General features: G+C 71.9%; 17 protein-coding genes, 2 pseudogenes and 1 riboswitch. Of the genes and pseudogenes, 6 read left to right on the top strand and 13 right to left on the bottom strand.

From position 1 onward, the window contains the following. Positions 1-178 precede the first annotated feature (178 nt). From ACI2K4_RS08110 to ACI2K4_RS08095, 4 genes are all read right to left on the bottom strand, one after another. The gene (locus tag ACI2K4_RS08110; protein ID WP_404509679.1) at positions 179-700 is read right to left on the bottom strand and encodes a CinA family protein; all 522 of its coding nucleotides are present in this window, start codon (positions 698-700) and stop codon (positions 179-181) included. A gap of 194 nt (positions 701-894) precedes the next feature. After that, positions 895-1,488, bottom strand: coding sequence for a CDP-diacylglycerol--glycerol-3-phosphate 3-phosphatidyltransferase (gene pgsA, locus ACI2K4_RS08105; protein WP_404509678.1), 594 nt, complete (start codon positions 1,486-1,488; stop codon positions 895-897). Positions 1,489-1,492: 4 nt separating this feature from the next. Continuing rightward, positions 1,493-3,007, bottom strand: a complete 1,515-nt coding sequence (gene rimO / locus ACI2K4_RS08100) for a 30S ribosomal protein S12 methylthiotransferase RimO (RefSeq protein WP_404509677.1) — start codon at positions 3,005-3,007, stop codon at positions 1,493-1,495. 223 nt (positions 3,008-3,230) lie between these two features. Beyond that, positions 3,231-4,154 (bottom strand): ornithine cyclodeaminase family protein, encoded by a 924-nt coding sequence (locus ACI2K4_RS08095; RefSeq protein WP_404509675.1) that lies wholly within the window; start codon positions 4,152-4,154, stop codon positions 3,231-3,233. A gap of 150 nt (positions 4,155-4,304) precedes the next feature. Continuing rightward, positions 4,305-4,371: riboswitch (guanidine-III (ykkC-III) riboswitch) on the top strand. Between the two features lie 7 nt (positions 4,372-4,378). Between ACI2K4_RS08095 and ACI2K4_RS08090 the strand changes: the two genes are divergently transcribed. Then, complete coding sequence (locus ACI2K4_RS08090) at positions 4,379-4,639, top strand: hypothetical protein (RefSeq protein ID WP_404509674.1); 261 nt, start codon at positions 4,379-4,381, stop codon at positions 4,637-4,639. 58 nt (positions 4,640-4,697) lie between these two features. On the opposite strand, the pseudogene ACI2K4_RS08085 reads toward ACI2K4_RS08090, so the two are convergent. Both ACI2K4_RS08085 and ACI2K4_RS08080 read right to left on the bottom strand, forming a co-directional pair. Beyond that, positions 4,698-6,284 (bottom strand): annotated as a pseudogene (locus tag ACI2K4_RS08085) (DNA translocase FtsK); the annotation flags it as partial. A 167-nt stretch (positions 6,285-6,451) separates the two neighbouring features. Next, a pseudogene (locus tag ACI2K4_RS08080) lies at positions 6,452-7,187 on the bottom strand (DNA translocase FtsK 4TM domain-containing protein); the annotation flags it as partial. Positions 7,188-7,337: 150 nt separating this feature from the next. Here ACI2K4_RS08080 and ACI2K4_RS08075 point away from each other — a divergent pair. The 3 genes from ACI2K4_RS08075 to ACI2K4_RS08065 all read left to right on the top strand — a co-directional run bounded on the left by ACI2K4_RS08075 (position 7,338) and on the right by ACI2K4_RS08065 (position 11,427). Beyond that, complete coding sequence (locus ACI2K4_RS08075) at positions 7,338-7,808, top strand: YbjN domain-containing protein (RefSeq protein ID WP_404509673.1); 471 nt, start codon at positions 7,338-7,340, stop codon at positions 7,806-7,808. A 14-nt stretch (positions 7,809-7,822) separates the two neighbouring features. Next, positions 7,823-9,679: an HSP90 family protein gene (locus ACI2K4_RS08070; RefSeq protein WP_404509672.1), complete on the top strand. Its 1,857-nt coding sequence runs from the start codon at positions 7,823-7,825 to the stop codon at positions 9,677-9,679. A 173-nt stretch (positions 9,680-9,852) separates the two neighbouring features. Continuing rightward, positions 9,853-11,427: a YbjN domain-containing protein gene (locus ACI2K4_RS08065; protein ID WP_404509671.1), complete on the top strand. Its 1,575-nt coding sequence runs from the start codon at positions 9,853-9,855 to the stop codon at positions 11,425-11,427. Between the two features lie 55 nt (positions 11,428-11,482). On the opposite strand, the gene ACI2K4_RS08060 is transcribed toward ACI2K4_RS08065, so the two are convergent. Beyond that, positions 11,483-11,866 carry a DUF2784 domain-containing protein gene (locus ACI2K4_RS08060; RefSeq protein ID WP_404509669.1) on the bottom strand — a complete coding sequence of 128 codons (384 nt, stop codon included), beginning with the start codon at positions 11,864-11,866 and terminating at the stop codon, positions 11,483-11,485. Between the two features lie 137 nt (positions 11,867-12,003). Between ACI2K4_RS08060 and ACI2K4_RS08055 the strand changes: the two genes are divergently transcribed. Then, positions 12,004-12,966 carry a hypothetical protein gene (locus tag ACI2K4_RS08055; RefSeq protein ID WP_404509668.1) on the top strand — a complete coding sequence of 321 codons (963 nt, stop codon included), beginning with the start codon at positions 12,004-12,006 and terminating at the stop codon, positions 12,964-12,966. Positions 12,967-13,053: 87 nt separating this feature from the next. Here ACI2K4_RS08055 and ACI2K4_RS08050 read toward each other — a convergent pair whose 3' ends face one another. Further along, positions 13,054-14,187, bottom strand: a complete 1,134-nt coding sequence (locus ACI2K4_RS08050) for an epoxide hydrolase family protein (RefSeq protein ID WP_404509667.1) — start codon at positions 14,185-14,187, stop codon at positions 13,054-13,056. 106 nt (positions 14,188-14,293) lie between these two features. Here ACI2K4_RS08050 and ACI2K4_RS08045 point away from each other — a divergent pair, with 106 nt between their 5' ends. Beyond that, entirely contained in the window at positions 14,294-15,268 is a 975-nt protein-coding gene (locus ACI2K4_RS08045; RefSeq protein ID WP_404509666.1) for a helix-turn-helix transcriptional regulator, read from the top strand. 42 nt (positions 15,269-15,310) lie between these two features. Here ACI2K4_RS08045 and ACI2K4_RS08040 read toward each other — a convergent pair whose 3' ends face one another. The 5 genes from ACI2K4_RS08040 to ACI2K4_RS08020 all read right to left on the bottom strand — a co-directional run bounded on the left by ACI2K4_RS08040 (position 15,311) and on the right by ACI2K4_RS08020 (position 20,742). Then, positions 15,311-17,002, bottom strand: a complete 1,692-nt coding sequence (locus ACI2K4_RS08040) for a ribonuclease J (protein WP_404509665.1) — start codon at positions 17,000-17,002, stop codon at positions 15,311-15,313. 82 nt (positions 17,003-17,084) lie between these two features. After that, positions 17,085-18,011: a 4-hydroxy-tetrahydrodipicolinate synthase gene (dapA, locus tag ACI2K4_RS08035; protein ID WP_404509664.1), complete on the bottom strand. Its 927-nt coding sequence runs from the start codon at positions 18,009-18,011 to the stop codon at positions 17,085-17,087. A 77-nt stretch (positions 18,012-18,088) separates the two neighbouring features. Continuing rightward, positions 18,089-18,841, bottom strand: a complete 753-nt coding sequence (gene thyX / locus ACI2K4_RS08030) for an FAD-dependent thymidylate synthase (protein ID WP_404509663.1) — start codon at positions 18,839-18,841, stop codon at positions 18,089-18,091. A gap of 52 nt (positions 18,842-18,893) precedes the next feature. Then, on the bottom strand, positions 18,894-19,472 hold the full coding sequence (locus ACI2K4_RS08025) for a DUF2752 domain-containing protein (RefSeq protein WP_404509662.1): 579 nt from the start codon (positions 19,470-19,472) through the stop codon (positions 18,894-18,896). A 40-nt stretch (positions 19,473-19,512) separates the two neighbouring features. Beyond that, positions 19,513-20,742 carry a winged helix-turn-helix domain-containing protein gene (locus ACI2K4_RS08020; protein ID WP_404509661.1) on the bottom strand — a complete coding sequence of 410 codons (1,230 nt, stop codon included), beginning with the start codon at positions 20,740-20,742 and terminating at the stop codon, positions 19,513-19,515. Between the last annotated feature and the right edge of the window lie 58 nt (positions 20,743-20,800).

Raw genomic sequence — 20,800 nt, 5'->3', positions numbered from 1 at the left:
TGGGACCGTACCTCCGGCGGCGCAGTCAGCGTGATGCCGCGCGGAGCGACTCCGACCCCAGACCCCGACCGCTGCCGGAGCCTTCCCGCAACCGTACCCGTTGCCGGCCCGCGCGACATCCCACCCCGCCGGTCCGGATTCCCGGCACCGGCCCGGAGCGGGCCGGCGGAGACCTCGATCACCCGTGCGCCGAGGGCGGTACGACGCCGTGCAGCTCCTCGGCGAGCAGCCGCAACACCTCGGTCACCGCACCCGACCGGATCTGGGCCCGACCTCCGTCGAGCCGCAACTGACGCACCCGGGCGCCGACCGGTCCGGCGACCGCCACGTAGACCAGGCCCACCGGACGGCTGTCCTGGGGCTCCGGTCCGGCCACCCCGGTGGTCGCCAGGCACCAGTCGGCCCCGCAGCGCTCACGGCCACCCCGGGCCAGGGCGACCGCCACGTCCGGGTCGACCGGCCCCCGGGCGTCGAGCAACGGCGCCGGTACGCCGGCCAGCGAGCCCTTCAGATCGGTGGCGTAGACCACCAGACCACCCCGGAAGACGCTGCTCACCCCGGCGATGTCGACGATGGTGGCGGCCAGCAACCCGCCGGTGAGCGACTCCACCACGGCCAGGGTCTGCCCCCGCTCGGCCAACGGGTGCACCACCGCCGCCGCCTCGGTGGCCGCGTCGCGTGCCTCGGCACCGGTCGTCATCGCGCCTCCTCGCCCGTCGCTGCGCCCAACCGCCGCCGGCCGGCTCGGGTGACGGTCCGCTCCCCCGTCATGTTCATGATCACGGTCGTGGTCATGATCACGGTCGTGGTCGCCTGTGCTCCGGGCAGCGGTCCTGGGTCAGCGGTCCTGGGTCCTCGGTCCTGGGTCCTGGGTCCTCGGTCGGCGGTCCTCGGTCAGCGGGATTGGCGCCGCAGCCGCAGCGCGCGCACCACGTAGTCGAGTCCGGTGATCACCGTCACCACCAGGGCCACCCCGACGAGCCACGGGCCGACCCAGGTCACCGCCGACGGCACCGGCCACAGGTACCAGACGATCGCGAGGATCTGCAACGCGGTCTTCGCCTTGCCGCCCCGGCTCGCCGCGATCACCCCGAACCTGATCACCCAGAACCGGATCAGGGTCACCCCGAACTCGCGGGCCAGGATCAGCAGCGTCACCCACCAGGGCAGCAGGTCGTACCAGGAGAGCAGGACCAGGGCGGCACCGGTCAGCGCCTTGTCCGCGATCGGGTCGGCCACCTTGCCCACCGCCGTGACCAGCTTGAACCGGCGGGCGATCCAGCCGTCGAGCAGGTCGGTCGCGGAGGCGAAGGCGAAGGTCAGGCAGGCGGCTATCCGCCAGGCCGGATGGGTCATCTCGGAGACGACCACCAGCGCCACGAATACCGGCACCAGGACCAGCCGCAGGGCGGTGAGCGCGTTGGCCGCGTTGACGACGGGCACCGGCTCGGCCATCGCGGCCGGGGCGGGTTCCGACGCTTCGGTCACGCCGTCACCTCGCGCCGCTCGGCGGGCTCGCCGCCGCGGAGACCAGCTCGACCGGTACGGCGATCAGGTCCACACCCTCGGTGCCGGTGACGGTGGCCCGCACCAGGTCGCCGGGGCGCAGCGCGGCCAGGTCGACGTCACCGTGCTCCGGCGATACCAGGGTGGTGGAGCCGTCCACCTCCGGTGCCTGGTGCGCCGCGCGCCCCTCGACCACGTTGTCGTCGATCGAGTCGACCAGCACCTCGACGGTGGAGCCGAGCCGTTCCTCCGCGCGCTGGGAACAGAGTTCGTCGGCGAGCGCGCTCAGTCGGTCGTACCGGCGCTTGATCGTGGCCGAGGAGACCTTGCCGGGCAGGCCGGCGGCCTCGGTGCCGTCCTCGTCGCTGTAGTCGAACATGCCGATCGCGTCGAGCCGGGCCTCGGAGAGGAACCGGACCAACTCGTCCACGTCGCCCTTGGTCTCGCCGGGGAAGCCGACGATGAAGTTGCTCCGGGCACCGGCGGCCGGCGCCAGCTCCCGGGCCGAGGCGAGCAGTTCGAGGAACCGGGCGGTCGACCCGAAACGGCGCATCCGGCGCAGCACCGGCTCACTGGAGTGCTGGAACGAAAGATCGAAGTAGGCGGCCACGCCGGGGGTGGTGGCGATCGTCTCGACCAGGCCGGGGCGGGTCTCCGCCGGCTGGAGGTAGCTCGCCCGCACCCGGACGATCCCGCTGACGGCGGCGAGCTGCGGCAGCAGCTTCTCCAGCAGTCGCGGGTCGCCCAGGTCCTTGCCGTACGAGGTGGAGTTCTCGCTGACCAGCACCAGCTCACGTACGCCCGTGCCGGCCAGCCACTCCGCCTCGGCGAGCAGTTCTTCCGGTGGGCGGGAGACAAACGCGCCCCGGAACGCCGGGATGGCGCAGAACGCGCAGCGGCGGTCGCAACCGCTGGCAAGCTTGAGCGAGGCGACCGGGCCGGCGGCGAGCCGGTGGCGCAGCACCGGACGCAGGTGCGCCGGGGTGTGCTCGTCGGCGACCAGAGCGCCGCCCGCCGGTCGGGTCTGTGCGTGGCCGGGGACCACGACGCCGCTGCCGTGCCGGGCGACCGGGGTCAGCGGGAGCAGTTCGCGGCGGTCCCTGGGGGTGTGCGCGGCGACCTGCTCACCGGCGAGGACCGCGTTGAGCCGGGCGGAAATGTCGGGGTAGTCGTCGAAGCTGAGCACCGCGCCGGCCTCGGGCAGGCTGTCCGCGAGCTCGCGGCCGTAGCGCTCGGCCATGCAGCCGGCGGCGACCACCTTCGCCCCGGTGTCGGCGGCGGCCAGCAGGGTCTCGATCGAGTCCTGCTTCGCCTTCTCGACGAAGCCACAGGTGTTGACCAGCACCACGTCGGCACCCTCGCCGTCGGTGGTCACCTGCCAGCCGTCGGCGTCCAGCCGGGCTGCCAACTCCTCCGAGTCGACCTCGTTACGGGCACAGCCGAGGGTGAGCAACGCGACCCGACGGCCGGCGGTCGAGGAAGGGGAAGTGGCAGACACCATCCGAGGGTACCGGGCCGCTCCGGAAGCCCGGCGGGCGCTACGGCCGCAGCCGCCCGCACACGCACCCGCCAGCCCGACCGCAGCCGCCCGTCGACGCACCCGCCAGCCCGACCGCAGCCGCCCGTCGACGCACCCGCCAGCCCGATCGGGGCCGCCCGTCGACGCACCCGCCAGCCCGATCGGGGCCGCGGCGCCGGGTGGTCAGCCGACCGGGTGGGCTCGGCTACGGCCGGGGGACCGCGACCCGGGCCAGCCGGTCGAGCAGGAACACCTCGGTGCCGGCGAGCCCCACCGAGCAGAATAGGGTCACCTGGTCCGCGTCGGTCCGCCCCGGGAGCGCACCGGCCAGCACCGCGCCGAGGTGGTGCAGTCGGTCGGCGTACGGCGGCACGGCGGCGAGCATCGGCGGCTGGTAGTCCATCGCCTGCTCGGGCGAGTCGGTGGCCAGCACCTCGGCCCGGTCGAGCAGGTCCGGGCCGAACTCCGACCGTCCCTGCTGCTTGAAGCCGACCACGTTGACGTGCGCCCCGGGGGCCAGATCCCCCGCGTCGAGCACCGGTGTGGGGCTGTCGGTGGCGAGCAGCACCAGGTCGCGTCCGCGTACGGCCGCAGCGGCGGTGGTCACCGCCCGGGCGTTGAGGCCCAGTTCCGCGCGGACCCGGGCGGCGAACGCCTCCCGTACCTCCGGGGTGCGGCAGTAGACGGCCACCTCGGCCAGGGGGCGGACCGCCGACGCCGCCCAGAGCTGGGTCCACGCCTGCCGACCGGCCCCGAGCACCGCGACCGTACGGGCGTCGGCACGGGCGAGCGCGTCCACCGCCACCCCGCCGATCGCACCGGTACGCCGGGAGCCGATCTCCTCGCCGACCGCGATCGCCCGGATCCGTCCCGAGCGGGCGTCGTGCAGGACCACCGCCTGCTCACCCTCGGGATGCCCGAACGTGTCGTAGGAGCGGAAGCCGTACCACTCGCCGGTCAACTGCCCGGCGGTGGTCACCAGACGCCCGCCGTTCAGCGGTGTGGAGGCCCGTGGCGGCGCGACCAGCAACCCGGCGTACGCGGCCAGCACCGCCTCGCGCATCGCCTCGACCGCCGTTGACGCGTCCAGGTGATCGGTCACCTCCGCGTCGGTGAAGAGCAGCGTCATGCGACGACCTCGGCGCCGTCGGGGAGCGCGGTGCCGGTGCAGGGCAGAGTCATGTACTGAATCCTGATAGTTGAACCCCGGTTCAGGTCAAGTCGCGCGGGAGAGGTACGCCACACATTCGGCGCCCGTTCCGGAGCTAGAATCGGCGCCAGGTGGTCGCTTCCGCGTCCCCCCGGACGAGCGCGTGCCGTACCCGGCCAGGCAAAGACGGCGCGCAGACGGTGATGACCACAATTGACCTGATCGAGGTCCTCGGCGCACTGCTGATCCTGGCCGCCTTCGCCGCCACCCAGCTCCGCCGGATGGACCCGCACTCCGTCCGCTACCTCGTCCTCAACACCCTGGGCGCCGGCATCCTCGCGGTGATCGCCGCGGTCGAACGGTCCTGGGGCTTCCTGCTGCTCGAAGGGACCTGGACGGTCGTGTCCCTGGTCTCCCTCACCCTGGCCCTACGCCCACGCCGCCAACCTCCCGCGACGCACTAGGTGTAAGGAAGGGCCCCTTGTTAACGCTATGCGTTAACAAGGGGCCCTTCCTTACACCTCAGGCGTCGGTGTCGCCCTGGATGCCGGCGAGCGCCTCTTCCAGCTCGTCCGGCTTGACCAGCACGTCGCGGGCCTTGGAGCCCTCGGAGGGGCCGACGATGCCGCGCGTCTCCATCAGGTCCATCAGCCGGCCCGCCTTGGCGAACCCGACCCGCAGCTTGCGCTGCAACATGGAGGTGGAGCCGAACTGCGAGGTGACCACCAGCTCGATCGCCTGCACCAGCAGGTCCAGGTCGTCGCCGATCTCCTCGTCGACCTTCTTCTTCGTGTCCTTCGCCGGGGCGAGTACGTCGGACCGGAACTCCGGCTCGCGCTGCTCCTTGCAGAACTTGACGACGTCGCTGATCTCGGACTCGTTGACCCAGGCGCCCTGGATGCGTACCGGCTTGGAGGCACCCATCGGCAGGAACAGCCCGTCGCCCCGGCCGATCAGCTTCTCCGCGCCGGGCTGGTCCAGGATGACCCGCGAGTCGGCCAGCGAGCTGGTGGCGAAGGCGAGCCGGGAGGGCACGTTGGCCTTGATCAGTCCGGTGACCACGTCCACCGACGGGCGCTGGGTGGCCAGCACCAGGTGGATACCGGCGGCCCGGGCGAGCTGGGTGATCCGGACCACCGAGTCCTCGACGTCGCGTGGGGCGACCATCATCAGGTCGGCCAGCTCGTCCACGATCACCAGCAGGTACGGGTACGGCCGGATCTCCCGCTCGCTGCCCGGTGGTGGCTTGATCTGTCCGGCCCGGACCTTGCGGTTGTAGTCGTCGATGTGGCGTACCCCGGCGGCGGCGAGGTCGTCGTAGCGCATGTCCATCTCGCGGACCACCCAGTCCAGCGAGTCGGCCGCCTTCTTCGGGTTGGTCACGATCGGCGTGACCAGGTGCGGAATTCCCTCGTAGGTGGTCATCTCGACCCGCTTCGGGTCGATCAGCAGCAGCCGTACCTCGTCCGGGGTGGCCCGGGTCAGGATGGAGACGAGCAGCGAGTTGAGGCAGGACGACTTACCGGCGCCGGTCGCCCCGGCGATCAGGATGTGCGGCATCTTGGCCAGGTTGGCCACCACGAAGCCGCCCTCGATGTCCTTGCCGAGCGCCACCACCATCGGATGGTGGTCACCGGTGGCGGCCCGGGATCGGAGCACGTCACCGAGGGCCACGTCCTCCCGGTCACTGTTCGGGATCTCCACCCCGACCGCACTCTTGCCCGGGATCGGGCTGAGAATCCGTACGTCGGGAGACTTCACCGCGTACGCGATGTTGCGGGACAGTTGGGTGATCCGCTCCACCTTGACCCCGTGGCCGAGTTCGACCTCGTAGCGGGTGACGGTCGGGCCCCGGGTGAAGCCGGTCACGGCGGCGTCCACGTCGAACTGGTCGAAGACGCCGGTGAGCGCGGCGATCACCTCGTCGTTGGCCTTGCTCCGGGTCTTCGGCGCGCTGCCGCCGCGCAGCAGGTTGGCCGGCGGCAGGACGTAGTCGCCGCCGATGCCGGTGAGGGCGAGCTGTTCGGCCCGGGTCGGTGCGGGTGAGTGCTCGGGCGGTTCGGCGGCCCGGCGGGCGGCCGGGACCTTCGTCGGTGACTTGCGCGTCAGCGGGGGCAGCGGCTCGTCGGCGAACTCGTCCTCGCCGAACCCGTCCTCGTCCGGGACCGTCCCGGCCCGACTGCCGGTACGGCGCCGCGCCGGCCGCCGCCGGGGCGGTGGCGCCTCGTCCTCGCCCTCCTCGTCCTCCTCGTCCGTCGGCTCGGTGGAGCGTCCGGTGACCGCCTCCGCGAGCAGCCCCAGCCGCTCGGGAATCTTGTTGATCGGGGTCGCGGTCACCACCAGCAGGCCGAACAGGACCAGCAGCACCAGCAGCGGGACGGCGACCCAGGGGGTGACCGCGTCCTCCAGGGTCTGCCCGATCCCGGCGCCGATCAGCCCGCCGGCGTAGTCGCGTTCCAGGTTGGTGGCCGGGTGGTGGCCGATGTGCAGCAGCCCACCGGTGCCGAGGATCAGCGCCGACCAGCCGACCAGCCCGCGACCGTGGTGGTCGGGCTCGCTCGGCGTACGCATCAGCCGGATCGCGCCGATCAGCAGCAGGATCGGCAGCACCACGGAGATCGCGCCGAGGAAGAGCCGGATGGTGTCGGCCAGCCGGGCGCCGAGCGGCCCGGCCGAGGAGAACCAGACCGCGACCGCGGTGAGGATGGACAGTCCCAGCATGAGCAGGCCGCCGCCGTCGCGGCGGTGCTCCGGGTCGAGGTCGCGGGCGGTGGCCGCCTGCCGGCCGGCGGCCCGGACCGCCCAGCCGACGCTGTGCGCCAGCCCCATCCACATCGCGTTCGCGGCCCGTCCGAGGTAGACCACGGGCGGTGTCCGCGCCGGGCGCTTGGGGGCCGCGCGGCCCCTGGCAGGCTGCCGGGACGCGGTCGATTTTCCGGTACGGCCGGCAGCGGCGCCGCGCGTGGACGTCCCGCTTCGGCGCCGGTTCGCCTGAGGGGTACGGCCCGCCATAAGGACACACGTTAGCCCCGCCGTCCCGGATATCCGCGCTTTTACCGGTCGTGTCCTGGGACGGTCCGACCCCGCTATGCCGCGTCGCGTGACCCGCCTAACATCACGGGCAGACCAACCAGCCCGCCTCGCCGCAATGGGGGACGCCGCATGTCATCGCCGGGATCCGGCCACACCTCGGGGGAAGCCGTCGGGGCGGGGCAGTTGCAGACACTGCAACCGCTGACCAACGACCTGATCGCGGCGGTACTCAGCGCCCGAGGCTTCTCGTTCTACACCGACGGCGACGGCGACCTGGTCGGCCGCTGGGACGACAACCTGATCTACTTCTTCCGACTCGGCCCGGACGGCGAGCTGCTCCAGGTCCGGACGATGGCGTCGACCACGTTCCCGATCGACCACGTGCCGGCGCTCTACGCGTTCTGCAACACCTGGAACCACGACCGGCTCTGGCCCAAGGCGTTCGTGCACGTCAACGACGACGGCAGTGCCCGGGTCTGTGGCGAGGTGACGGCCGACCTGGCCCAGGGGGTGACGCTGCACCAGCTCGACCAGCTCGTCAACTGCGGCATCTCGACCGGCTGCCAACTGTCCGAGTCGGTCGCCGAGCTGCGGCCCTGAACCCGGGACGGGCGATGGAACAACGGTTCCGGGTCGACCTGCGCGGCGTGGTCGACCTGCTCAGCCACCACCTCTACAGCAGCCCCCGGGTGTACGCGCGCGAGCTGTTGCAGAACGCCGTCGACGCGGTCACCGCGCGGCGGGTGCTGCCCGGTCCCGAGGGTCCGGCGGGCGAGCCCGGTCGGGTGGTGTTCGAGATCGACGCCGACGGCACGCTCCGGGTGCACGACAACGGCGTCGGGCTGACCGAGCCCGAGGTGCACACCTTCCTGGCCAGCGTCGGGCGTACCTCCAAACGGGACGAGCTCGGCTTCGCCCGGCAGGACTTCCTCGGCCAGTTCGGCATCGGCCTGCTCTCCTGCTTCATGGTCGCGGACACCATCGAGGTGCTCACCCGCTCGGTCACCGGCACCCCGGCGGTCCGCTGGACCGGACACGCCGACGGGCGCTACTCGGTCGAGGTGGACGAGGCCGCCCGGGCGTCGACCGGCACCACGGTGGTGCTGCGGCCCCGGCCCGGCAGCGCGTACTGGTTCCTGCCGGACCAGGTCGCGGAGCTGGTCCGGACGTACGGGCACCTGCTCGACGTGGAGGTGGTGCGGCACGCGCCCGGCACCGACGAGCTGCGGCTGACCGAGCCCCGGGCGCCCTGGGAGATCGAGCACGACGACCCGGAGGTACGCCGCCTCCACCTGCTCGACCACGGCACCGACCTGCTCGGCAGCCGCCCGATGGACGTGATCGACCTGCGGGTGCCCGAGGCCGGGCTGGTCGGCGTCGGTTATGTCCTGCCGACCGCGAACGCGGTTCAGCGGGGCGGCCACCGGGTCTACCTGAAGCGGATGCTGCTCAGCGAGAACGCGGTCGGGTTGGTGCCGGAGTGGGCGTTCTTCGTCCGGTGCGTGGTGGACGCCTCGGTGCTGCGACCCACCGCGAACCGCGAGGGGCTCTACGACGACGACCTGCTCTCCCTGGTACGCGAATCGCTCGGTGCCCAGATCCGGGACTGGTTGCTGAACCTGTCGGTGCACCACCCGGACCGGCTCGCCGCCTTCCTGCGGGTCCACCACCTGGGGGTCAAGGCGCTCGCCGTCCGCGACGACGAGATGCTGCGACTGGTCGACGCCGGACTGCCGTTCGAGACCAGCCGGGGCACGATGACGTTGCGCGCGTTCCGACGCAACGCCCCGGTGCTGCGCTACGCCGAGACGGTCGACGAGTTCCGTGCGCTCGCCGCGATCGCCAGCGCCGCCGGCACCCCGCTGGTCAACGCCGGTTATGCGTACGACACCGAGATCCTCGAACGGCTGCCCCGGATCGACCGGTCGGTCACCGTACGGCGGCTCGACCCGGGTGAGCTGGCCGCCCGACTCGAAGCCCTGCCGGCCGAGCAGGAGGCGGGGCTGACCACCTTCCTGGGCGTCGCCCGAGGCGTACTCGCCGAGTTCGGCTGCGTACCGCTGATCCGCCAGTTCGACCCGGTCACCGTGCCGGCGCTCTACGTGGTCAGCCGGCGGGCGCACGAGCAGGACACGGTGTCGCGCAGTCTGGCCCAGGCGGACGAACTCTGGTCCGACGTGCTCTCCGCCTTCGCCGACGTCGAGGTCGAGCACCGCCCGGAGTTGGTCTTCAACTGGCGGCACCCGCTGATCCGGCGGATCACCGCCGGCCCGCCCGGCGCCACCCTGCGCCACGGCATCGAGGCGCTCTACGGTCAGGCCCTGCTCGCCGGCCACCACCCCCTACGCGCGGTCGACACGGCCGCCCTGAACCGATCGTTTCTCGCGCTGCTCGACCGCGCCTTCACCGGCCCACCAGCCGGTACGGGCCCGGCCGACGCGGCGGACCCGCCCCCCGAGGAGATTGCATGAGTACGCGCAGCGAGACGACCGCATGAGCGAGCGAATCAGCCAGCAGAGCGCCGAGACAGCTCATGCCGTCAACGAGCGAAGCGAGGCGAGGGCATGAGCGAGCGTAGCGAGCGAATCAGCCAGCAGAGCGCCGAAACAGCTCATGCCGTCAACGAGCGAAGCGAGGCGACGGCATGAGCGAGCAGGAGAAGTTGGTCGAGGCGCTGGACGAGGCCCGGGATCTGCCCGACGGCGACGGCAAGATCGCCGAGCTGGAGCGGATCGTGGCGCACGCGGACGCCGCCGCTGACGTACGGCTCGGCTTCGACGCCCGGTTCGCGCTGATCGACGCGTACAACAACCACACCGAACGCTGGCGGATGCTGCCGCCGTTCAGTTGGTGCCTGGCCACCTTCGACCGGGACCCCTCCCTTTTCGACGACTGGGACGCGGAGATGCTCCGCTGGTACCACAAGTGGGCGATCGCGGCGCTGCGCAGCACGCCCAGGGTGGGACTGGCGCAGACCCAGGCGGCCCTGGACGACCTGGAGCGGCGGTTCCGGGAACAGGGCCGCAGTCTCCAGGCGGTCTACAACCTGCGCTGCCGGGTCACCGACCACCTCGGCGACGAGGCACAGGCCCGCGAGTGGCTGACCCGCTGGCGGGGTGCCCGGCGGGACGAGAACAGCGACTGCGCCGGTTGCGACCCGTCCCGACAGGCCGAGCTGCTGGCCGGCTGGGGCGAGTGGGAGGAGGCGGTGGCCACGGTCGAGCCGGTGCTCTCCGGCACGCTCGGCTGCGCCGAACAGCCGGAGAAGGCGCTGGCCGCGGTGCTCGTCGCGTACCTGCGGTTGGGCCGGTTCGACGAGGCGGCCCAGGCGCACGTACGCGCGTACCGCCGGCACCGGCACGAACGGGACGCGTTTGCGTACCTCCCGGAGCACCTGCGCTTCTGCGCGCTGACCGGGCAGCACGAGCGCGGGTTGGAGATCCTCGGCACCCACCTCGGCTGGCTGGACCGCCCGTACGACGACTCCTCGGCGATGGAGTTCGCCGCCGCCGGAGCGCTGGTCTGCAAGCTGGCCGAGGAGGCCGGGATCGACCGCGTGCTCCACCGCCCGGAGTACGGCGACCGTCCCGCCGCCGACCTGACCCTCGCCGCGCTCGGTGCCGACCTGCGCGCCACCGCGCAGGAGCTGGCCGGGCGGTTCGACGCCCGCAACGGCTCCAGCCACCAGTCCGGCCGGATGGCCGCCTGGCTGGCCGAGCGGCCGCTGGACGCGACGGTGACGCTGCCGGCGGACGAGCCGTCGGGCGACTGGGCGATGCCCGGCGCCCTGCCGCCCGAGGGTCGGCAGGACGTGGTGGCGCCGCTGCGGGTCGAGGCGATCGTGGGGGTCCTACAGGAGCGCGGCGACCACTACCTGGTCGAGGAGGACGGCACGGTGGGCGGCCGGTGGGGCTCCGCCGTGATCCAGTTCCAGCAGATCGGCGAGCGGCAGGAGATCCTGCACGCGCGCGTCATCGCCGACCGACGGCTGGAGGCGGACCGGCTGGCCGAGGCGTACGAGTTCTGCAACGCCTGGAACCACGACCAGTTGCTGCCGAAGGCGTACGTGCACGACACCGGCGAGGGCGAGCTGATCATCGCCGGTGACGTCACCACCGACCTGGAGCACGGGGTGAGCGGCCCCCAGCTCGCCACCCTGATCAACGCCACGGTATCCACCGGCGCAGCCTTCGCCGACGCCGTATCCAACCTCCCCTGACCACCCGTTGATCACGAAGGGTTTGGCTCGCTACAGCCGGTCAAACTCTTCGTGATCAACGCTTGGGCGCGGGGGTGGGGCGGGGTAGTCGGCGGCGGAGCGCGAATCCGGTCCAGGAGCCGAGCACCACGAGGGCGAGCAGGGTCTGGGCCAGGGCGGTGAGCCGTTCGGGGTAGATCACGCCTTCGACGTACCGGTCGATGAAACCCTGGGTGGTCGCGGCGCCGGACTCCCCGGCCTGCCGTCTCGACCAGTGTTCGGCGTAGGTGAGCGGGCAGAGCAGCTTGCCCACGACGACCGTCACTCCCCACCCGGCGGCGGCCAGGTGCGGCCAGATCGTCCACCGCCAACGCCAGGCCAGGAACCCGCCGAGCAGCAGGTACACCAGGAACCCGAAGTGCACCACCAGGATCACCGTGGTCAGCAATCGATAGCCCATGTACGCCTCCGAGGCCAGGCTACGCAGCGGGCGACCGCAAAATCCTGGGTACGCGAACTCAACCGGTGCGTGGATCGACCCGGGGCCGGGGTGGGACGTCGGGCCGGTTCGTCGTACCGGGTCGTTAGCCTGTCCCGATGCGACGCATGGCCGCCGAACTTCTCGCGCACCGCACCGACGTGCGGATCGGCTTCGACCTCCGCCCGGCCACGATGGGACGCGGCCGGGCGTGTCGGAGGACGGCGGACCAGGTCGAGGCGTTGGACGACCGGCTCGGTCCGACGGCTGCGGCGCCCTGTCCGCCCGGCGAACTGCTCGCCACGGCGCCGGACCTGGGTGCCGTGGTGACGCTGGACGGCGACGACCTGGTCGTCCGTCGGGGCGATGTGGACGTACGCGTGCCGGTGCCCGGCGCCGACTCGGCGACCCTACTGACCGACGGCTCGTTGCTGGTGACGGCGCCGGTGTTCGAGAAGCGCACCTGGAAGGGGCGGACCTACACCGCCAAGGCCGAACACCGGGTGCTGTTGATCGATCCGGCCGGAAAGATCGCCCACGAAGCCACACTGGAGGTCTCGGACGCGGGCATGATAGCGCTCGCGCACCCCTACGACGGCTCGGTGTTGCTCGACGCGGGCGAGGGGCAGGACGGCAGCTCGATCTTCCGGGTCCGCTCGGACGGCGACGAGCTGCACGTCGAGCGCATCCTCGAAGACGCGGTCGCCACCGACTTCAGCCCGTCCGGGGATCGGCTGCTGGTGACACCGCACCCGAGCATCGGCGGCCCGGTCCGGGTGCTCTCCTGGCCCGACCTGACCCCGCTGCACGAGCTGTCCGAGGAGACGCTGGACGAGGAGGAGGGCTTCGACCTGTACGGCTGCTTCCTCTCCGAGACCCGCGTCGTCCTCTCCGTCTCCGGCGCCCTGCCACTGGTCTGCACGGCCGACCTCGTCCCGGAGGGCCGCGTCGCCCTGCCCGACGAGTACGCCGACGCCGAGCCCGAGACCCTGGTCGGCCTGGCCGAAGATGTCATCGGTCTGGACCTCTACCTCCGGGACGAGTCCACGGCGGCGACCGTCTGGCGCCTGCCACCCGCCTAGCGGGTCATGCCCCTGTCCGGCCGTTGCCGCACGCCCTACCACCGGCAACCGACCGATCACGAACACGCCCAGCGGGCCACGCGACGGTCAGCGGAGCTTCGCGAAGAACGTACGCAGGTCGGCGGCGACGTCGTCGGGGCGCTCCATGCAGACGAAGTGGTGGCCGCCCGGGTTTCCCTCCGGCCAGTGCACGATGGTGTTGTCCCGCTCGGCCAGGCGACGGAATCCGGGCGGGCCGCTGTAGACACCGGTCGGCACCGCCTTTTGTCCCTGCGGCCAGGCGAACCCGGTGCTGTCGTACATCGGCCAGGACGACGAGCCGAAGGTGCCGGTCAGCCAGTAGAGGCTCACGTTGGTCAGGAGCAGGTCGCGGTCGATCAATCGCTCCGGCAGCTCCCCGCCCGCCGAGAACTCCTTGAACTTCTGCGTCATCCAGGCGAGCGCGGCGACCGGCGAGTCCTGCCACCCGTACGCGAACGTCTGCGGTGCGGCGCGCAGCAGCGAATGGTGGTCGACCCCGGTCATCCAGTCCGCCGACTGGACACTCGCGTAGGCTGCCCGCTCGTCCTCGGTCAAGGTCGGCAGGTCGTCCTCGGTCGGGAAGCCGAGCCCGCTGATCACGTACACACCGGCGACGTGCTCCGGTGCGATCCTGGCCACCTCGGGGGCGACGTACGCGCCGAGGTCGCCGCCCTGGGTGCCGTAGCGGCGGTAGCCGAGGCGGCTCATCAGCTCGGCCCAGATCCGGGCCACCCGGTCGACGGTGAAACCGGGCTCCCGTGGCGGGGCGGAGAACCCGAACCCGGGCACCGAGGGTACGACCACGTGGAAGGCGTCGCCCGGCCCGCCACCGTACGCGCGCGGGTCGGTGAGCCGGCCGATCAGCTCGACGAACTCCACGAACGAGTTCGGCCAGCCGTGCGTGAGCAGCAGCGGCAGCGCGTCCGGCTCGGCGGAGCGTACGTGCAGGAAGTGGATGTCCTGGCCGTCGATCTCGGCCATGAACTGGGGGAATTCGTTGAGCCGCGCCTCCTGTCGGCGCCAGTCGTAACCGTCACGCCAGTAGGCCGCGAGGTCCCTGAGGTAGGCCACCGGCACGCCTCGACGCCACCGCTCACCCGGCAACTGCTCGGGCCACCGGACCCGGGACAGCCGATCGGTCAGGTCGTCCAGGTCGGCCTGCCGGACGTTGCTGCGGAACGGGCGGATCTCACTGCTCATGACTCTCCTCGTACGTTCTGTGGGTGGCCGCCGGAGCGCGGCCGGGCTGAACCGTACGAGCCATGTAGGCCAGATCCTGTCCCCGTTGGCGGACAGAATGGATGCCGTGCGTGACACCCCCGGTCGGCTGCTCAGGCTGCTCTCCCTGTTGCAGACCCCGCGCGACTGGCCCGGCAGCGAGCTGGCGGAACGGCTGCGGGTCAGCACCCGTACCGTGCGTCGGGACGTCGACCGCCTCCGTGAGCTTGGTTATCCGGTGCGGGCGACCAAGGGGACGAGCGGTGGCTACCGGCTCGCCGCCGGCAAGGCCATGCCGCCGCTGCTCCTCGACGACGAGGAGGCGGTGGCGATCGCGGTCGGCCTGCGGATCGCCGCCGGGCACCCGGTGGACGGGATCGAGGAGGCGTCCGTACGGGCGCTGGCCAAGGTCGTCCAGGTGCTGCCGTCCCGGCTACGGCACCGGGTCGGCACCTTCGCCGCCGCCACCGTGCCGATGCTGGTCGGCGACGGCACGAGCGTCGACCCGCAGACCCTGACCGTGCTCGCCTCGGCCGCGACCGCTCACGAGCGGCTGCGGTTCGACTACCGGTCGGGGGACGGGACACCGAGCCGGCGGCTGGTCGAGCCGTACCGGCTGGTGGCGGCCGGCCGGCGGTGGTATCTGCTGGCGTACGACAACCACCGCGACGACTGGCGGATCTTCCGGGTGGACCGGATCGGCGACCCACGCTCCACCGGCGTCCGGGTGCCGCCCCGGGAACCGCCTGAGCCGGATGCGGCGGCCTTTGTCATCCGCAGGATGTATTCCCTCGCCCCGACCTACCGGGTACGGGCGACCGTGCACCTGCCGGCCGACCAGGTGACCGCCCGGCTCGGCACGGCACCGGGTGAGGTCGAACCGGTCGACGACCGGAGCTGCCGACTGGACGGGCACGCCGACACCCTGGAGTGGTTGGCGACCCGGCTGCTCCTGCTCGGCTGCGAGTTCGAGGTGCACGAGCCGCCGGAGCTGGTGGAGCACCTGCGGGCACTGGGCGGCCGGGCGCGCCGGGCGGCCGGAGCCGGAAGTGAATCGGGGTGACGCGGCGGCGTGCCACGTCACCCCGGTGCGAACTGATCCTGATCAGACCTCGACCACGTTCGGCACGATCATGGGTCGGCGCCGGTACGCGTCGTTGACCCAGCGCCCGACCGTACGGCGGACGATCTGCTGGAGCTGGTGCGGATCGGTGATGCCGTCGGACGCGGCCCGGCTCAGCGCCTCGGTGATCAGCGGGATCACCGGGCTGAACGCCTCCGGGTCGTCGGAGAAGCCCTTGGCCGAGACGGTCGGGCCGCCGACCACCTTGCCGGTCACCGAGTCGATCACCACGGTCGCGGCGATGAACCCACCGTCGCCGAGCATCCGCCGCTCGGTGAGCAGCGACTCCCCGACGTCACCGACGGCTAGGCCGTCGACGTAGACGTACCGGCTCTGGACGTGACCGACCAGCGTGGCCCGCCCCTCGACCAGGTCGACCACGTCGCCGTCCTCGCAGAGCACCACCCGGTCCGGCTCGACGCCGGACTCGATACCGAGCCGGGCGTGCGCGCGCAGGTGCCGCCACTCGCCGTGCACCGGCAGCAGGTTGCTCGGCCGTACGACGTTGAGCAGGTAGAGCAGCTCACCGGCGGGTGCGTGCCCGGAGACGTGCACCTTCGCCACGTCCTTGTGGATCACGGTCGCACCGGCCCGGGACAACCGGTTGATCACTCGGTAGACCGAGGTCTCGTTGCCCGGCACCAGTGAGCTGGCCAGCACCACCGTGTCGCCCGGCGCCACCGTGATGTGCCGGTGGTCGCCGGTGGCCATCCGGCCGAGCGCGCTCATCGGCTCGCCCTGCGACCCGGTCGACATGAACACGATCTGGTCCGGCGGCAGCGCGGTCGCCTCGTCCAGCCCGACCACCAGGCCCGGCGGGATCTGGAGCAGCCCGAGGTCGCGGGCGATGCCCATGTTGCGGACCATCGAGCGACCGATCAGGGCCACCTTGCGGTTGTACTCGGTCGCCGCGTCGAGCACCTGCTGCACCCGGTGCACGTGCGAGGCGAACGACGCCACGATGATCCGGCCGCGCGCCTTGCCGAAGATCGCGCCGAGAATCGGTCCGATCTCCCGCTCGGGCGTGACAAAACCGGGGATCTCCGCGTTGGTCGAGTCGGAGAGGAGCAGGTCGACGCCCTCGGCGCCGAGCCGCGCGAAGCCGGCCAGGTCGGTCAGCCGCCCGTCCAGCGGAAGTTGGTCCATCTTGAAGTCACCGGTGTGCAGCACGAGACCGGCCGGGGTACGGATGGCCACCGCGAGTGCGTCCGGGATCGAGTGGTTCACCGCGAAGAACTCGCACTCGAACGGACCCAACTGCTCCCGCGCGCCCTCCCGGACGGTCAGCGTGTACGGCTCGATCCGCCGCTCGGCGAGTTTCGCCTCGACCAGAGCGAGGGTGAACTGCGAGCCGACCAGCGGAATGTCCGGCTTGTGCGCCAGCAGGTACGGCACCGCGCCGATGTGGTCCTCGTGCCCGTGCGTCAACACGATCGCCTGCACGTCCTCGAGCCGGTCGAGGATCGGTGCGAAGTCGGGCAGGATCAGGTCGACGCCGGGCTGCTCGACGTCGGGGAAGAGCACCCCGCAGTCGACCACCAGCAACTTGCCGTCGTACTCGAAGACGGTCATGTTGCGCCCGATCGCGCCCAGCCCACCGAGCGGTATCACCCGCAACCCACCCACCGGTAGCGGTGGGGGCAGTTCCAACTCCCGCGCCTGCGGCTGACTCATGCCACCGCCTCGCCGCACTCGACCACGACCGCCGCCTCACTGTTCAACTTGCCCATGCCGCCGACCTTACTGACTGACCCACTCATGCCGGCAACTCCAGACCGGCTTCCGCGCAGTCGTCGCGCAACCGCGCCAACTCGGCATCGGTCGCGTCGACCAGCGGCGGACGCACCGGTCCGGCCGGCAGACCGGACGCGGCGAGCCCCGCCTTGACCAGGATGGTGCCCTGGGTGCGGAAGATCCCGGTGAAGAGCGGCAGCAGGCGGCGGTGCAGGAGCAGCGCGCCGTGCTGCTCGCCCCGGTCGTACGCCTCGATCAGCTGCTTCGCGAGCGCACCGGTGAAGTGGGTGGAGGTGCCGACCAGACCGACCGCGCCGACCGCGAGCGCGGGCAGGGTGAGCGAGTCCTCGCCGGAGTAGAAGGCCAGGTCGGTGCGGCTGGTCACCCAGGAGCTCGCGGTCAGGTCGCCCTTGGCGTCCTTCACCGCGACGATGCGCTCGTGCTCGGCCAGGCGGACCAGCGTCTCGGTGTTTATCGGCACCCCGCTGCGGTGCGGGATGTCGTAGAGCATCACCGGCAGCCCGGTGGCGTCGGCCACCGAGGTGAAGTGCCGCAGCAGTCCCGCCTGCGGCGGCTTGCTGTAGTACGGCGTCACCACCAGCAGGCCGTTCGCGCCCGCCTTCTCGGCGGCGACGGCAAGCTCGATGGTGTGCCGGGTGTCGTTGGTGCCGACCCCGGCTACCACCTGGGCGCGGTCACCGACCGCCTCCACCACCGTCCGCAGCAGGAGTTCCTTCTCCGCGTCGGTGGTGGTGGGCGACTCGCCGGTGGTGCCGCTGATCACCAGGGCGTCGTTGGCCTGCTCGTCCACCAGGTAGGTGGCGAGCCGGGCCGCGCCGTCGAGGTCCAGCGAGCCGTCCGGGGCGAACGGCGTGACCATGGCCGTGAGCAGTCGCCCGAAGGGACGGGGTACCGCCCGGTCGGCGGCGGCAGGGTGGTCGTGCGTCATACCGCTAACCTATCGGACGCCGACCGCCCCGCCGCCGGGGAAGTCGCCGCTCGCCCCCCGCCACCACCGACGGGCGCTCAGGACTGTGCGGCGTACGGGCTCGCGGCGACCTCGGTGCCGTCCGGCAGGGTGCTGATGGTGAAGTCGGCGAAGACGTTCGGCGCCGCCCGCTGGAGCTGACGCAGGCACTCCACCGCAAGCTCGCGAATCTCCACATCTGCGGTCTCGGTGGCACGCATCGCCACGAAGTGCCGCCAGGCCCGGTAGTTGCCGCTGACCACGATCCGGGTCTCGGTGGCGTTCGGCAGCACCGCGCGGGCCGCCTGCCGGGCCTGCTTGCGGCGCAGCGTCGGGTTCGTCACGTCGGCGAACCGCTGCTCCAGCCCCTCCAGCAACTCGTTGTACGCCCGTACGCTCGCCTCGGTCGCCTCGACGAACCGCTTGTGCAGCTCGGGATCCTCGGCGATGACCGCCGGCTCCACCATCCCGGCGTCCCGCTCCGGGACGTACCGCTGGGAGAGTTGCGAGTAGGAGAAGTGCCGGTGCCGGATCAGCTCGTGGGTGAAGGAGCGGGACACACCGGTGAAGTAGAACGTCACGCTGCCGTGCTCCAGCACCGACAGGTGACCGACCTCCAGGATGTGCGCGAGGTAGCCCGCGTTGGTCGCGGTGGCCGGGTTCGGCTTCTTCCAGGACTGGTAGCAGGCCCGACCGGCGAACTCGGCTAGTGCCTGGCCGCCCTCGGCGTCGGTGGACCACGGCACCTCTTCGGGCGCTTCGAACTGGGTCCAGGCGATCAGCTTGACCTGCGGCGACACGATTTCCGGCATTCCTGGGACTCTAGTTGCCCCGGTTCCACGAGTGGCGGAAGGGTCCGGCGGGTCAGACGTAGAACCAGGTGAACGGCTCCCAGGGCAGGTTGCGCAACACCGAGAAGGTCAGCCAGGCGGCGAGGAACACGCCGATCGTCACCGGCCCCACCGAGAGCCGGGGCAGCCGCCAGCCGAAAAGCTGTTTCGAGGCCCAGGCGACGTACAGGTAGACCAGGAACGGGACGGCGAAGACAAAGAGGACGTGGTGCCGGGCGGCGGCGGGCAGGTCGCCGTGGAGCAGGTACCAGAACGCGCGGGTGCCGCCGCAGCCGGGACAGTCGAGGCCGGTGGTCAGCTTCAGCAGGCAGGTGGACTCGGCGTCGGGCGCGCTGCGGGTCGGGTCGGCGTAGAGGGTGTAACCGACCGCGCCGCCGAGGCACCCGAGCACCGCGACCGGTGCCAGCCAGCGAGGTGACCGGGCGGAGATCCAGTCGAAGAACCGGGTGATCCGGTCCGGCCGGGCCACCTCGTAGACCGGCTCGTCGGGATAACCCCGATACGCCACCGGGTAGGCGGGGTCGCCCGGATGGGGCGGCGGCACCGGGGCGTGCTCGACGGACGGAGTCGTCGGTCCACCCGCGCTCGTCATGTCCACCCCACTCGTCGCACCGGCCGGGCACCGGCCGGCTTCACCGTACACCGGTGGTGCTTGCCAGGACGGCCGCGAGCGGACCCGCCAGATCGCCCGCGACGGGCGGCGCGACCGCGCCCAGGCCGAGCCAACCGGCGAGCCGGCGCAGTTCGTCGGCGAGCGCCAGGGCGGTCTCGGCCGGGTCCGCGCCCGGCTCCAGCCAGGCCGCCGGCACCAGCAGCAGACCCGCCTTGCGGTCGGCCTTGAGGTCGACCCGGGCGGTGAACCGGTCCCCCTGGAGGAACGGCAGCACGTAGTAGCCGTAGACCCGCTGCGGTGCCGGCACGTAGATCTCGATCCGGTAGCTGAGACCGAACAGCCGCTCGGTCCGGGACCGCTCCCAGATCAGCGGGTCGAACGGGCTGACCAGGGTGTTGGCCCGGATCCACCGGGGCAGCCGGGCCTGCGCGTGCAGATAGGTCGGCCCCCGCCAGCCCGGCACCGTCACCGGCAGCAGCTCGCCGGCCTCGACCAGCTCGGCGACCGCCACCCGCGAGGCCGCCACCGGCAGCCGGAAGTAGTCGCGCAGCTCCGGCTCGGCCGCCACGCCGAGCGCCCGTGCCGCGACCGAGACCAACCGCCGGTACGCGTCCGCCGGTGCCGGTGTCGGCGCCTGCACCACGGCCGGTGGCAGCACCCGTTCGGGCAGGTCGTAGCGGCGGGCGAAGGAGTTGGTGCGGCTGGCGGCAGCCACCTCGCCGGCCCAGAAGAGGAACTCCAGCGCCCGCTTCACGTCCGACCAGTTCCAGCCCCAGTTGCCGGTCTGCCGGGGCGCGTCGTGCTCGATCTCGGCGGCGGTGAGCGGCCCCCGGTCGCGTACCTCGTCGCGCACCCAGTCGACCAGTTGCGGCTGCTCCTGGGCGATCCGCCGCATCCCGCCCCAGGCGCTGTCGTGGGCGTCGGCCATCCGCCAGCGCAACGCGGGGTGCAGGTCGACCGGGACCAGTGACGCCTCGTGCCCCCAGTATTCGAACAGCTCCCGGGGCGGCTGGTAGGCGGCCCGGTCCAGCAGGGCCGTCGGGTACGGGCCGAGCCGGCTGTACGCCGGCAGGTAGTGGGCCCGCTGCAACACGTTGACCGAGTCCATCTGGATCAGCCCGACCCGGTCGAGCACCCTCCGCAGGTGACGCACGGTGGGCACGGCGGTGGGCACGGGGTCGGCGAAGCCCTGGGCGGCGAGCGCCACCCGTCGCGCCTGCCCCAGCGACAAGGATTCGGGTACGGCCACAAGTCCGCACCCTAACCTCCCCCACCGACACCCCCTCCGAAGGAAGGGCCCCTTGTTA

It is taken from the genome of Micromonospora sp. NPDC050397, from assembly GCF_044901685.1.
GTDB lineage: Bacteria > Actinomycetota > Actinomycetes > Mycobacteriales > Micromonosporaceae > Micromonospora_G.
The sequence above is the reverse complement of the archived record's forward strand: the minus strand, read 5'-3'. Positions and strand labels throughout refer to the sequence as shown.

What these genes read in the sequence shown, in the direction of transcription:
- ACI2K4_RS08090 (WP_404509674.1), top strand. Translation starts at nt 4,379, where the DNA reads ATGACCACAATTGACCTGATCGAGGTCCTCGGCGCACTGCTGATCCTG.
- ACI2K4_RS08070 (WP_404509672.1), top strand. Translation starts at nt 7,823, where the DNA reads ATGGAACAACGGTTCCGGGTCGACCTGCGCGGCGTGGTCGACCTGCTC.
- ACI2K4_RS08025 (WP_404509662.1), bottom strand. Translation starts at nt 19,472, where the DNA reads ATGACGAGCGCGGGTGGACCGACGACTCCGTCCGTCGAGCACGCCCCG.
- ACI2K4_RS08055 (WP_404509668.1), top strand. Translation starts at nt 12,004, where the DNA reads ATGCGACGCATGGCCGCCGAACTTCTCGCGCACCGCACCGACGTGCGG.
- ACI2K4_RS08065 (WP_404509671.1), top strand. Translation starts at nt 9,853, where the DNA reads ATGAGCGAGCAGGAGAAGTTGGTCGAGGCGCTGGACGAGGCCCGGGAT.
- ACI2K4_RS08040 (WP_404509665.1), bottom strand. Translation starts at nt 17,002, where the DNA reads ATGAGTCAGCCGCAGGCGCGGGAGTTGGAACTGCCCCCACCGCTACCG.
- ACI2K4_RS08110 (WP_404509679.1), bottom strand. Translation starts at nt 700, where the DNA reads ATGACGACCGGTGCCGAGGCACGCGACGCGGCCACCGAGGCGGCGGCG.
- ACI2K4_RS08075 (WP_404509673.1), top strand. Translation starts at nt 7,338, where the DNA reads ATGTCATCGCCGGGATCCGGCCACACCTCGGGGGAAGCCGTCGGGGCG.
- ACI2K4_RS08050 (WP_404509667.1), bottom strand. Translation starts at nt 14,187, where the DNA reads ATGAGCAGTGAGATCCGCCCGTTCCGCAGCAACGTCCGGCAGGCCGAC.
- ACI2K4_RS08095 (WP_404509675.1), bottom strand. Translation starts at nt 4,154, where the DNA reads ATGACGCTGCTCTTCACCGACGCGGAGGTGACCGATCACCTGGACGCG.
- rimO (WP_404509677.1), bottom strand. Translation starts at nt 3,007, where the DNA reads ATGGTGTCTGCCACTTCCCCTTCCTCGACCGCCGGCCGTCGGGTCGCG.
- dapA (WP_404509664.1), bottom strand. Translation starts at nt 18,011, where the DNA reads ATGACGCACGACCACCCTGCCGCCGCCGACCGGGCGGTACCCCGTCCC.
- thyX (WP_404509663.1), bottom strand. Translation starts at nt 18,841, where the DNA reads ATGCCGGAAATCGTGTCGCCGCAGGTCAAGCTGATCGCCTGGACCCAG.
- ACI2K4_RS08060 (WP_404509669.1), bottom strand. Translation starts at nt 11,866, where the DNA reads ATGGGCTATCGATTGCTGACCACGGTGATCCTGGTGGTGCACTTCGGG.